Below are 12,321 nucleotides of genomic sequence, written 5' to 3'. Positions count from 1 at the left end.
CGTGCGCACCGACAGGGGGCCGAGGGGAGGGACCCTGCCCTCCCCTCGGACCGGGTGGCGTCAGTCGCTCAGGTTGTCGTTGCAGTAGGCCACGGCAGCGTCCAGGGCCTCCTTGGAGGAGATGTCACCCTTGAGAGCCAGGGCGAACTGCTGCTGGACGTAGGACTGCATGTCGTCGCTGTAGGAGATCGGCTTGACAAGCTCGGCCTTGGGCATGGCGGCGGCGGCCAGGGCGATGGCGTCCTTCATGAGGTCGGAGTCCACGTCCCCGGTGAAGGAGTCGGGGTTCTCGTTGCCCTCGACCGTGCCAGGCATGAAGCCCTGAGCCAGCTTGACGAACTCGACCTGGTTGGCGTTGTTCGTGGCGAACTGGGCGAAGGCCAGGGCCAGGTCAGGGTTCTTCGAGGTTGCCGAGACCGACAGGCCCTGGATGTACAGCGGGGCGACGGTGAAGCGTGAGGAGACCGCGACCTTGTCCAGCAGGTTGGGCGAGTCGTTGGTCATCTGGTTGACGAAGGAGCCGGTGGCCGTGGTGAAGCCGACCTTCCCCTGGGTGAACATCGTGGCGTTGCCGGTGTAGTTGTCGTTAAGTGCCTCGGCGGGCATGGCGCCGGCCTTGTAGATCTCGACGTACTTGTCCAGCAGCTCGGCCGCCTTGTCCGTGTTGAAGATGAATTTCTCACCGTCAAAGACCTCGACCCCGTAGTCCTTGATGTCGGTGACGGTCGGCATGGAGGAAGCCAGGTAGACCTGCTGGGCGGCGGCGGTCTTGCACCACTCCAGGTAGGCGTCCAGGTCCGTAGGAGCGTTGGCGGCATCCAGACCGGCCTTGGCCAGCATCTCGGTGTTCCACCAGCACACGTCCGTGCCCAGGTACCACGGGTAGCCGAAGGTGCCGCCCTCGACGTCCTCATAGGTGTAGGCCTCAACGGCGCCCTGGACGTAGCTGTCCAGCAGGGCCTTGTCGGCAGACCTGAGATCAACGAGCTGGGACACCTTGGCCAGCTTGTAGGCAAATCCCTCAGGCAGGTTGACGACGTCCGGGAGCTCCTCGGAGTTGACCTGCTGGAGGACCTTCTCCTCGTAGCCCTCGCCGGGCTGGTCGATCCACTTGATGGTGGTGCCAGGGTTCTGCTCCTCGAAGTCCTTGATGAGGTCCTCGAAGTAGGGGGTGAACTTCTCGTTCTTCAGTGACCAGGTCTGGAAGGTGATCTCGCCGGAGAGCGTGCCGGAGCCTGCCGAGGCGCCAGAGCCCGATGAGGAGGTGGAACCGTTGGACCCGGTGCAGGCTGCCAGGGTGGCGGCCGTGGCGACTGACAGGCCGACCAGTGCGGAGCGGCGGGAGAGGATCATCATGTGTCCCTTCATCGTTGAAGTGGTGAGTATTGGTTGGATGACAAAACCGATACTACATCGGTTTAGTCACGAGAGGCCAGATGCTATCCGGTCGTGATGTGAGAAGCGGAGCACCGGGCTTGCGGCCCAGGACCGGTCACAGTCCTGGGCCGTTCGGCCTCAGGGAAGCCGAAGCAAGGGGGCGGGACCGTCGGCTGCCAGACGGACCCACTGGTCGAACAGCTCCGAGCGCGGCCCGGCGACTGAGCGGTGGGCAGGGTCGATGGTGGGCAGGGTGAGGACGGGTGCCTGTGGGACGGCAGCCAGTGCCGCAGGCGACGCCGTCGTCCTCGACTCGTGCTCGTGCACCTCGCGAACCGTGTCGCGGAAGGCCTTGCCCACAGGCTTGACCGTCCCGTCGGAGGCAATGAGGCCGAGCGAGTGCTCCAGCTCGGGGAAGTCCGCGAGCTCGCGCGAGACGTCATGGGAGCACCACCACGTCACCGCCGTCAGGTCCTGGGCTGCCGGCTGTCCGTCCAGACCTGTGAGGTGGGCGATGGTCTCACGCAGGAAGTCCGGTGCTGTCGAGGCCGGGACGTGGGTGACCGGGGCCCCGACCTCCTGGAGCCAGACCTTGCGGCCTGGAGCGCCCCAGGCCCGGGCCAGCTCCACGAGGTAACGGGCGAAGAGCGCCAGTGCGGGGTGACCCTCCCCGTAGCGCGGGCCCACCTGCATGAAGACCCAGGAGTGCACGGTGGTCAGGTCGCCCAGGCTTGCGGCGTGCTCGGGGCCGAAGGGGTGGGAGTCGTCGAACCACAGGTCGTCGTCGAAGGAGTGGGTCAGGCACCCGTCCTCCCACTCCTGGCGGGCGGCTCCCAGCATCGTCTCCAGCCAGCGGCGCGCGTCGGCGGCCGTCATGACGGAGGGGGAGGGGTGGCGCGAGGCCGCGAACTGGATGAACTCGTTGCCGACGCTCAGTCCCTCGGCGTGCGGGCGCGGGGAGAGCTCGCGGGCCAGGGTGCGCACCAGCGCGGCCTCGCCGCTGACCACGTCGGGGTCGGTGAAGAGGTTGCGCTCGTGCCAGGTGCTCACCCACGAGGGCAGGAAGTCGAAGGAGGACAGGTGGCCCTGGAGGGCGTCGACAGTCACCGTCAGCCCAGCCTCCCCGGCCAGGTCGACCACGCTCATGACGTCGTCGACCGCGGTGGGACGGATCAGCGTGCGGTTGGGCTGGAGCAGCGGCCACAGCGGGAAGATCCGCACGTGGTCGGCCCCGATCGAGCGGATCGTGGCCATGTCCTCGGCGACGAGTGCCGGGTCCAGGTCCAGCCAGGAGTGGAACCAGCCCACCCGAGGGGTGTAGTTGACTCCGAAGCGCATGTCAGTGGCTCCTCTCCGAGCGCAGACGGACGGTGGCGATACCGAAGGGGTGGAGGTCGAAGGCCCAGGTGGCGTCCTGGCCGTCCACGGGTGTGACCTGGACACCGAGCTCGCTCGACGGCGTGCCGTGCAGGTCCGTGCCGGTGGCGTCACGCAGCTCCGGGGCGTGCAGCGTCACGCGGCTGCGGCGTCCGTCGGCCTCGTACAGTCGCACGAGCACGTCGCCGGAGGCGTCGTCAGCGGCGTGCAGGGACTCGATGACCGCGCCGGTGACCTCCACCAGCGGGGCGACGGCGACGACGTCAGCTCCCACGGGCAGCTCACGCGCAGGTAGGTCGAGACGGTAGGCCTCATCACGGGCCGGGGCGGCGCAGGCCGCCGGGAGCAGGGCGAATCGGAAGGCCTGCTCACCCTGGTCCTGGGCGGGGTCGGGGTAGCGTGCCGAGCGCAGCAGCGTGGCGCGTACCAGTGACCAGGTCGCGCCGCCCTGGCGGGCGTGGCGTGTGACGTCCCAGCCGTAGGTGGCGTCGTTGACGATTCCCAGGCCTCGGCCGCTCTCTCCGACCTGTAGCCACTTGTGGGCGCAGACCTCGAAACGGTAGGCGTCCCAGGAGGTGTTCTCGTGGGTGGGTCGGCGCAGGTGCCCGAACTGCGCGCCGTAGGTGGCCTCGTCGGTATGGACGTCCACGGGGAAGGCGAGCTTGAGGACCTTCTCCGTCTCGTGCCAGGAGACCTCCACCGTCACCGCCAGGGCCTCGCTGTCGGGGTCCAGTCGCCACGTCATACGTGCCGAGGAGGTGCCGAAGACGACGTCGACGACGGCCTGCGCTGCGCCGTCGACGACAGCCACCTCGCTGAGCGTGCCAGGCAGGTCCTGGACGGAGCTGCGGTAGAAGGGGTCGAGGTCCCAGGCGTCCCACTCGTTGGGGAAGTCGTTGGCCAGCTGGAGCACGCCCAGGTACTGGGCCGGTGGGACGACCTCCTGCGTGGCGCCGTCGGCGTCGGTCAGGAGCAGGGAGGTGACGGCTCCGGTGGCGTCGAGGGTGACGCGGGTGCCGCCGAGTTCCAGGACTCCGCCCTCGGCGGTGCGCTCCGCCCGGGCCTGGACACGCGTCTGCTGGTCAGCGGGGACGACGGCGGCGCCGAGCGCCGGCACCTGCGTGCCGCCCACACGACGCGCGACCGGCGCGGTGTTGAAGACCAGGCGCGTCCCGGACTCGGCTCGGGCCGCCTGGCGGACCGGCTCAGGGGCCTGGGGCAGCTCGCCTCGCGGCGCCTGGGGAAGGGGCTCGGTCAGCGGGGTGGCGGGCACGCCGTCGGCCAGCGCGGCACGAGCCTGGGCGGCCAGGGCGCGAGCGGTCGCGATGACCTGGGCCTGGGCGACCTCGGCGTCCTCGTAGACCCAGGCGATCGAGGAGCCAGGCAGGATGTCGTGGAACTGGCACAGCAGGGTCGTGCGCCACAGCTCGTGGAGGAGGGCGGCGGGGTAGGCGTCGTCCTGGAGCAGCCCGCGCACCCAGGCGGTGGTGCACCAGGTCTCAGCCTCGCGCAGGGCGGCCTCGGCCTCGCGGTTGCCTCGCTTGGTCCTGGCCTGGCTGGTGAGCGTGCCGCGGTGCTTCTCCAGGTAGAGCTCGCCGACCCACACCGGTGCGTCGGGGTACTCCTGGCGAGCACGGGTGAAGAAGTCCTGGGAGGACATGTGCTCGATCTTCGGGGCGCCAGACAGGTCCTGGGCGCGCTCGATGCGCTCGAGCATCTCGCGCACGGGGCCGCCACCGCCGTCGCCGTAGCCGTAGAGGAACATCTCGGTGGAGGCGCGGCCCTTGTCCTTGAAGTTCCTCTCCGCGTGGGCCAGCTGCTCGGCGCTGACCTCGGCGCCGTAGGTGTCGGCCGGGGGGAAGTGCGTGAAGATCCGGGTGCCGTCGATGCCCTCCCACCACAGGGTGTGGTGGGGGAAGACGTCGACCTGGTTCCAGGAGATCTTCTGGGTCAGGAAGCTGTCATAGCCGGCCAGGTGGGCGATCTGGGGCAGGGAGCCGGTGTAGCCGAAGGAGTCCGGCAGCCAGATCTCGTGGCAGGTGGTGCCCAGCTCGTCGCGGAAGAAGGAGGTTCCTTCGGTCAGCTGGCGGGCCAGGGACTCGCCGGAGGGCAGGACGGCGTCTGGCTCGACCCACGAGCCGCCCACCGCGACGATCCTGCCTGCCGCCACGTACTCCTTGACCCTGGCGAACAGGGCCGGGTCGTCCTCCTGGATCCAGGCCACGTGCTGGGCCGCAGGCAGGGCAAAGACCATCGGGGAGCCGTCGTCGAGCAGCCGGATGACGTTGGACAGGGTGCGGGCGGCCTTGCGCCGGGTCTCGCGTACCGGCCACAGCCAGGCGGAGTCGATGTGGGCGTGGCCGATCGCCCCCAGGGTGATGGCGTCGGGGCCGGCAGGTACGGCCAGGAGCGGGGCCAGCAGGGAGCGTACGTGGGCGGCGGTGCCGGGGACGTCGGCCAGGTCGAGCTGGTCGACGGCGTCGCTGGTGCCGATCAGGACCTTCCACGCCCGTGGGGAGTCCTCGGGCATGGTGCGGGCCAGACCGAGCAGGGTGTCCAGGTCGGCGGCGAGCTGACGGACCTCGTCGTGCACGCGCACGAGGTTGGCGGTGCGGAAGGTGTAGATCGGCTCGTGCGACTGGGTGGCTCGTGAGCCCTCGTCCGTGGGCAGGAAGGGGTGGACGTCCAGCATGAGGGGGTTGGAGGCGCCCTCGAGGTAGACGGTGAGGCGGCCGGAGGAGTCCAGGTCCTCCTCGCGCACCGGGACCCAGCGGTTGCGCGGGTTGACTGCCTTGAGGACGGTGCCGTCGGGGGTACGTACTGATCCCTCGCACTGGAAGCCTGGGGAGTGGTCCGCCCAGCCCAGGTCGATGTCCAGCTCCAGGTGGTCCTGGCGCAGACCAGCCGGCACGTCCACGCCCAGCCGGAACCAGGTGGTCCCCCAGGCCGGTCCCCACGCACCAGGGACGGCGAAGGGGCGGTAGGGCGTGGAGGGGGCCAGGGCCGTGGTCACGGGCACGGGCTCGCCGGCGCCCTCGACCCCGGCGACGGGGCCGGTGGTGTCGGTGACGGCCCAGGCCTCGACGTCGAGAGCGGCCACGACCTCGGTCCGGGCGGGGCGCACCCGCTCGTCCAGGATGCGATCGATGTGCTTGAGGAGCATCGGGCGGTTGTCGTGCACAGCGGCCTCCGTTGGCGGCGGGAGATGGTCGGCCACGACGGTCCCGGTGCCGTGGCGGGGCTCAACACTAAAGCGCATTAGAAGCGGGGTCAAGCCGTTTCGTGGCGGTGGAATAAGACGATCAGTGTTGGCATACTGGCACTATGCAGCGTCCTACGATCAAGGACATCGCCGAAGTCGCCGGTGTCTCCCCCTCTGCAGTCTCCTTCGCCCTCAACGGTCGCCCCGGCGTGTCGGAGGCCACGCGCCAGCGCATCGTCGCCGTCGCCAACGAGATGGGGTGGACCCCGAACGTCGCCGCGCGTGCGCTGTCCGCCTCCCGGGCCGGCGCGGTGGGGCTGGTGATCGCCCGCCCGAGCACCGCGGTGTCCGCCGAGCGCTTCTTCTTCGAGTTCATCGTCGGCATGCAGGGCGAGCTCAACCGGGCCGGGATGTCCCTGGTCCTCCAGATCGTCGAGACCCCTGCGGAGGAGATCGCCACCTACCGCACCTGGTGGGCGCAGAGGCGCGTGGACGGGGTCGTCGTCGTCGATCCTCGTGGTGAGGACCAGCGGCTGCCGGTCCTGGCCGAGCTCTCCCTGCCCTACGTGCTGGTCGGCGAGATGGACGCCTCGGGCATGCCCTCGGTCCTGGGGGACGAGGAGGGGATGATCGACGGCGTCCTGGCCCACCTGGTGGAGCAGGGGCGTGAGCGCATCGCCTACGTCTGCGGCACCGCGAGCCTGCTGCACAACGCCCGGCGCTCAGCGGCGCTGTCCAGCGCGGGCAGGCGTGCCGGGGTCGAGATCATGGTGGACCAGGCGGTGGACTACACCGAGCGCTCGGGAGGCCAGGCTACCGCCGAGCTGATCGGTGGCCGACGCGTGCCCGACGCGATCGTCTACGACAACGAGGTCCTCACGGTCGGGGGCGTGGCCGAGCTGCGGCGATCCGCGCTGCGGATCGGCAAGGACGTGGCCGTGGTCTCCCTGGAGGACTCCTCGGTCCTGCGCCTGCTCGACCCGCCGATCACGGCGCTGCACCGTGACCCGGGCGCTATGGCGCAGACCGCCACGCGTCTGCTCGTGGACTACCTGGACGACGGCGTGAGCCAGACCGTACAGGCTCGTACCCCCGGCCTGATCGTGCGGGACTCCTCCCACCTGCCAGCCCCTGAGCGGGTCTGAGCAGCGAGCCCTGCCCAGGTGGGCCGGTTGCTGTCGGTGCTGCCCGCTACCCTGGCACCGTGACCCAGGAACACGTTGACCTCCCCGTGGCAGACCGTCCCGGTGCCCAGGCTGGGCCGGGCCTGTTCCTCAGCTTCGAGGGGGGCGACGGTGTCGGCAAGACCACCCAGATCAAGCGGCTGGTCGCCCTGCTGGAGGCCTCGGGCGTGGACTGCCTGGTGACTCGTGAGCCCGGGGGGACTGAGCTCGGTAGTCAGATCCGCAGGATCCTGCTGCACGGAGGTGAGGTCTCACCCCGTGCCGAGGCCCTGCTGTACGCCGCGGACCGGGCCCACCACGTGCAGACCCGGGTGCGCCCGGCGCTGGCGCGCGGTGCCGTCGTCATCACTGACCGCTACCTCGACTCCTCGGTGGCCTACCAGGGTGCTGCGCGTGCTCTCGGGCCGAAGGAGGTCCGGCACCTGTCCCTGTGGGCTGCTCAGGGCCTCCTGCCTGACCTGACCCTCCTGCTGGACGCGGATCCTGGGACCGGGGCCCGCCGCGCGGGCAGGAGGGCAGCGCTGGACCGCCTGGAGCGTGAGCCCAGCACCTTCCACGTCGCCCTGCGCGAGGAGTTCCTCGCCCTGGCGGCCGCAGAGCCAGAACGCTTTGCCGTCATCGAGGCTGAGCGCAGCGTCGAGGAGGTCGCTGCCCAGGTCAGGGCGGCAGTGGCGGGACTGATCCGGTCCAGGGTCGCCGCGGGCGGCACGAGCGCCGGCAGCACCTGGGCGGGCCTGGCGGCCTTCGCCAGCGCTCACGGCGGGGTGGAGGAGACACGATGAGCGTATGGGAGGACGTCGTCGGCCAGGACCGGGTGGTGGACGCCTTCCAGGCTGCGGCTGCGGCAGCACGGGTGACCGCCCTGGAGCGCGAGAGCGCCGGGAAGGCGGGCGAGGACGACCACGCGGCACGGGGCGCTGGCAGCCTGGGCGCCGTGGACGCCTCGGCGATGACCCACGCCTGGCTGGTCACTGGCCCGCCTGGGTCCGGGCGGTCGAACGCAGCACGTGCCTTCGCCGCCGCCCTGCAGTGCACCGGGCCGCAGCCGGGCTGCGGGCAGTGCAAGGCCTGCCGTGACGTCATGGGCGGCTCGCACCCGGACGTGGTCCGTCTGGCTACCGACAAGCTCCTCATCACCATGGAGGAGGTCAAGGAGCTCATCGGTGAGGCGCAGCGGCGTCCGTGGACCGGACGCTGGCGCGTCATCCTGGTCGAGGACGCGGACCGTATGGTCGAGCGCACCACGAACGTGCTGCTGAAGTCCATCGAGGAGCCTCCACCGCAGACGGTGTGGATCCTGTGCACCCCCTCGGCCGACGACGTCCTGCCGACCATCCGCTCACGGTGCCGCCTGGTGACGCTGCGTGTCCCGCCTGCGCAGGCAGTGGCCGAGCTCCTGGTACGCCGTGACGGGGCTGACCCGCAGCTGGCTGCGCGAGCAGCGCGGGCGAGCCAGTCGCACATCGGGCTGGCCCGGCACCTGGCGACCGGTCCCGGTGCCTGGGAGCGACGCCGTCGGCTTCTGCTGGCGCCGGTGAGCCTGCGCAGCGTCGGTGACGCCGTCCTGGCCGCGGCCGAGCTCGTGGACAACGCGGAGACCGAGGCCAAGGAGGCCACCGAGCAGCGCGACGCGGCGGAGAAGGCTGAGCTGATGCGCGCCCTCGGCATGGAGGGGGACGCCAAGGTGCCGCCCGCTCTGCGCGCCCAGGTACGTCAGCTGGAGGAGGACCAGAAGCGACGGGCCAAGCGCGCGCGCACCGACGTCCTGGACCGGGCGATGATCGACCTGCTCTCCTTCTACCGTGACGTGCTGGCCACGCAGATGGGCTCAGACGTTGAGCGGGTCAACATCGACCTGGACGAGGTCGTGACGCAGGTAGCGCGCAGCACCGGTCCGAGCCAGTCGCTGGAGCGGATCGCGGCGATCGAGGAGTGCCGGGCGCGCCTGCGCTCCAACGCGGCCCCGTTGCTGGCCGTCGAGGCGCTCATGGTTCAGCTGCGGCCCCAGGCCTGAGGCTCTCCGCCTCTCCTGCGTACCCGGCAGGCTCTCCTCTCTCACGGAAGGTGCCAGGTGGGTCATGGCGTGTGCAGGGCAGGGAACGCGCGAGGCACGGCCTGTGAGCGCTCGCGGGCTATCGGCCTGCGGCCTCCTTGCACCCGCGGGCCGGAGCGACCTCGGTGGTGGGTATGGGCAGGCTCCGCTTCCAGGAGGAGTGACCGGCTGACGCCGTACCCGTAGGCTGCCGGGGTGACCACGACGCCCTCGCCCACGACTACCGTCCCAGATGCTCTCGGTGCGCCTGTCCTCCGCAGGCCGGCTCGCCGGAGGCGTGCCGGCCTGGCCGGAGCGGCCGCGCTCCTGGCCTGCGTCATGACAGCGTGCGGCGGCGGTGCGTCGTCGTCGGCACCCGAGGCCGTCGCCGCCACGGGGAGCCCGGCCCCGGTCCCCGCCGGCCTGGCGCAGTTCTACGACCAGGACCTGCAGTGGTACCCCTGCGACGAGGGCGATGACGTCGAGGAGACTGAGGACGGCAGCTTCTCCTGCGCCGTGGCCAGCGTGCCGCTGGACTACGCCGCCCCGGACGGACAGGCGATCCAGGTCGCGCTGAAGAAGCGACCGGCCACCAAGGAGGCGGTCGGCACGCTCTTCGTCAATCCCGGCGGTCCCGGTGGCAGCGGGCTGACCCTCGTGGACTCGGTGGACGGCCACTTCTCTGACGACCTCATCGCGGCCTACGACGTCGTCGGCTTCGACCCGCGAGGCGTGGGGGCCTCGACCGCTGTGGACTGCCTGACTGACGCCGAGCTCGACGAGGACCGGGCCGGGCAGGGGCAGACCCCGGCTGCCGAGCTGAGCGCCGAGGAGGCCCAGAGGCAGGTGGTCTCGTACACGGCGGACTACGCGGCGGCGTGCGAGAAGCGTACGCGGACGCCGGGGCTGCTCGATCATATCGACACCGTCTCGGCAGCGCGGGACCTGGACGTCCTGAGGGCGCTGGTCGGGGACGAGGTGCTGACCTACCTGGGGTACTCCTACGGCACCTACCTGGGAGCGACCTATGCTGAGCTCTTCCCCTCCCATGTGGGGCGCATGGTCCTGGACGGGGCGATTGACCCGACGCTGAATGCCGGTGAGATGACGTTGGGCCAGGCCAAGGGGTTTGAGAACGCGTTGCGTGCCTTCGTCGAGGACTGCCAGGCCGGCAACGGCTGCCCGCTCAACGGCGGGGTGGACAACGGCGTCAAGCAGGTGCGTGACTTCCTGCAGCGTGCCGCCACCGCACCTGTGCCCACCTCCGATCCGGACCGGCCGCTGACCTACTCCCTGGCCGAGGACGCGATGATCGGCGTGCTCTACCAGGACGAGTCCTGGTCCGTGCTCGCCGAGGCGCTCAACCAGGCCATGCTTCAGAACGACGGGTCCACGATGCTCTACATCGCTGATCTCTTCGCCTCGCGCAATGCCGATGGGACGTACTCCGGCAATGGCGATGAGGTCATCGGGGCCATTAACTGCCTGGACTACCCGGTGGTGGGTGACCCAGCTTCCTGGCAGGAGGAGGCGGCGCAGCTGGCAGAGGCCTCGCCTACCTTCGGGGCGGACCTGGCCTACTCGGACCTGTACTGCCAGACCTGGGGGCGTTCCTCCGCGCGTGAGCGGACGCCGATCCATGCCTCGGGTGCGGCCCCGGTGCTCGTGGTGGGGACCACGGGGGACCCGGCGACGCCGTATGAGTGGAGCCAGGCCCTGGTCAGCCAGCTCGACTCCGCAGCGTTGGTGACCTGGGAGGGCAACGGGCACACCGCCTACGGCCGCGCGGGCAGCTGCGTGACGACGGCAGTGGATGCCTACCTGCTGGCTGGCGTGATGCCCGAGGACGAGTTGGTCTGCCGGGGGCGGGAGTAGGTCCGGGCGCGTTCGACCACGACAGGCCCGGCCGACCACGAAAAGCGCCACAGACCACGAGTGCCTCGACCGCCCCCCGTATGTGCGCGAATACGGGGGGCGGTCGAGGCACTCGTGGTCGGCCCGGGACATGGTGGTCGGTGGGGGCGTAGACGGTCGGACAGCCGGACGGGCCGATAGCCTGACGGACCGACAGCCAGACGGTCGCTGGGAGTGCCTGTGTCCGAGAGTGCGCCTGCCCGCCTCAGTCCCGGGACTCGGTGAGCTCCCCGGCGATGGACCGTTCGATCCAGGCGGCTAGCTCGGCCCCGCGCAGGCCTTGGGCGAGCAGAAACTGCACCTTGGCGTAGACCGCCTCCAGCGTCATGTCTCGGCTGCCGACGGCGCCGGCGCGTGCGATGGCGTCACCGGTCTCGTAGTGCCCGAGCACGACCTCGGCCTGATGGCACTGAGAGGTGACGACGACGGCGACCTCGGCCTCGATGAGCCCGGCCACGACGTCGGTCAGTCCCGGCTCGTCGGAGGGGACGTTACCCACGCCGAAGGCCCGCAGGATGACGACCTCAGGCTCGGGTGTCACCATCGCCTTGAGCCGGGCGGCGGTAATACCAGGAACAAGGTCGATGACGGCAACGTCGTGCCGGGTGTAGGGCAGGGCCGTGCCTTCCCAGCCGTGCGCGCAGGCCAGGGGTGCGGACCACTGCCACGGCGCCCCGGTCAGGGCCAGGGGCGCTACCGAGGGCGAGTCGAAGCCCCGGAAGGCCCACGCGCTGGTCTTGGTGGCCCGGTTGCCTGCCAGCAGACGGTGGCCGAAGAAGAGCGTGACACCATTGATACGCCCGCTCACGGCAGCGCGCAGGGCGCCCGTGACGTTGGGGGCAGCGTCTGAGCCCACGACGCCCAGCGGCAGCTGGGAGCCTGTGACGATGACGGGCTGTGTCAGGTCCGTCAGGGCGTAGGACAGTGCGGCTGAGGTGTAGGCCATCGTATCCGTGCCGTGCAGGATGATGAAGGCATCGGGTGGGTTGGGGCCCGTGGCCCTGGCGCGCAGGTCGTCGACGATGAGCTGCCAGGACTCTGGGGTGGCGTTGGAGGAGTCGATGAGCGGCTCCAGGGCGGTGAGGGTCACGTCCTCGCGCCCCAGGTCCTGGCCGGTGGCGTTCTCTCCCAGGAGGGTGCTGAGCCAGCCCTCCAGGTCCGCCCCCGGCACCAGGCCGTGGGGGGAGTCCACCATCCCGATGGTGCCACCGGTGTAGGTGATGTGGATACGCATG

8 protein-coding genes are annotated in these 12,321 nt (G+C 70.4%); 4 read left to right on the top strand and 4 right to left on the bottom strand.

Annotation, left to right across the window (positions count from 1 at the left end; genetic code table 11):
• Nucleotides 1–60: 60 nt before the first annotated feature.
• The 3 genes from HRL51_RS10815 to HRL51_RS10805 form a co-directional block, all read right to left on the bottom strand.
• A complete protein-coding gene (locus tag HRL51_RS10815) occupies nt 61–1,356 on the bottom strand; it encodes an ABC transporter substrate-binding protein (RefSeq protein ID WP_244960175.1) in 1,296 nt (431 codons plus the stop codon).
• Between the two features lie 159 nt (nt 1,357–1,515).
• Nucleotides 1,516–2,715: a glycoside hydrolase 5 family protein gene (locus HRL51_RS10810; RefSeq protein WP_172191786.1), complete on the bottom strand. Its 1,200-nt coding sequence runs from the start codon at nt 2,713–2,715 to the stop codon at nt 1,516–1,518.
• A gap of 1 nt (nt 2,716) precedes the next feature.
• A complete protein-coding gene (locus tag HRL51_RS10805; protein ID WP_172119197.1) occupies nt 2,717–5,935 on the bottom strand; it encodes an alpha-mannosidase in 3,219 nt (1,072 codons plus the stop codon).
• Nucleotides 5,936–6,078: 143 nt separating this feature from the next.
• On the opposite strand from HRL51_RS10805, the gene HRL51_RS10800 reads away from it, so the two are divergent.
• The 4 genes from HRL51_RS10800 to HRL51_RS10785 all read left to right on the top strand — a co-directional run bounded on the left by HRL51_RS10800 (nt 6,079) and on the right by HRL51_RS10785 (nt 11,047).
• The gene (locus HRL51_RS10800; protein ID WP_172119198.1) at nt 6,079–7,101 is read left to right on the top strand and encodes a LacI family DNA-binding transcriptional regulator; all 1,023 of its coding nucleotides are present in this window, start codon (nt 6,079–6,081) and stop codon (nt 7,099–7,101) included.
• Between the two features lie 59 nt (nt 7,102–7,160).
• Entirely contained in the window at nt 7,161–7,922 is a 762-nt protein-coding gene (gene tmk, locus HRL51_RS10795) for a dTMP kinase (protein ID WP_172191784.1), read from the top strand.
• Nucleotides 7,919–9,154 carry a DNA polymerase III subunit delta' gene (locus HRL51_RS10790; RefSeq protein WP_172191782.1) on the top strand — a complete coding sequence of 412 codons (1,236 nt, stop codon included), beginning with the start codon at nt 7,919–7,921 and terminating at the stop codon, nt 9,152–9,154. Before tmk ends, HRL51_RS10790 begins: the two co-directional genes overlap by 4 nt.
• Nucleotides 9,155–9,511: 357 nt before the next feature.
• Nucleotides 9,512–11,047 (top strand): alpha/beta hydrolase, encoded by a 1,536-nt coding sequence (locus tag HRL51_RS10785; RefSeq protein ID WP_172119209.1) that lies wholly within the window; start codon nt 9,512–9,514, stop codon nt 11,045–11,047.
• A 244-nt stretch (nt 11,048–11,291) separates the two neighbouring features.
• On the opposite strand, the gene HRL51_RS10780 is transcribed toward HRL51_RS10785, so the two are convergent.
• Nucleotides 11,292–12,320: an asparaginase gene (locus HRL51_RS10780; protein WP_172191780.1), complete on the bottom strand. Its 1,029-nt coding sequence runs from the start codon at nt 12,318–12,320 to the stop codon at nt 11,292–11,294.
• Nucleotide 12,321: the final 1 nt, after the last annotated feature.

This window comes from Actinomyces faecalis (genome assembly GCF_013184985.2).
GTDB lineage: Bacteria > Actinomycetota > Actinomycetes > Actinomycetales > Actinomycetaceae > Actinomyces > Actinomyces faecalis.
The sequence above is the reverse complement of the archived record's forward strand: the minus strand, read 5'-3'. Positions and strand labels throughout refer to the sequence as shown.

Excerpts from the sequence above, each read along its gene's own strand:
- HRL51_RS10815 (WP_244960175.1), bottom strand. The coding sequence starts at position 1,356 with ATGATGATCCTCTCCCGCCGCTCCGCACTGGTCGGCCTGTCAGTCGCC.
- HRL51_RS10810 (WP_172191786.1), bottom strand. The coding sequence starts at position 2,715 with ATGCGCTTCGGAGTCAACTACACCCCTCGGGTGGGCTGGTTCCACTCC.
- HRL51_RS10800 (WP_172119198.1), top strand. The coding sequence starts at position 6,079 with ATGCAGCGTCCTACGATCAAGGACATCGCCGAAGTCGCCGGTGTCTCC.
- HRL51_RS10790 (WP_172191782.1), top strand. The coding sequence starts at position 7,919 with ATGAGCGTATGGGAGGACGTCGTCGGCCAGGACCGGGTGGTGGACGCC.
- HRL51_RS10785 (WP_172119209.1), top strand. The coding sequence starts at position 9,512 with ATGACAGCGTGCGGCGGCGGTGCGTCGTCGTCGGCACCCGAGGCCGTC.
- HRL51_RS10780 (WP_172191780.1), bottom strand. The coding sequence starts at position 12,320 with ATGCGTATCCACATCACCTACACCGGTGGCACCATCGGGATGGTGGAC.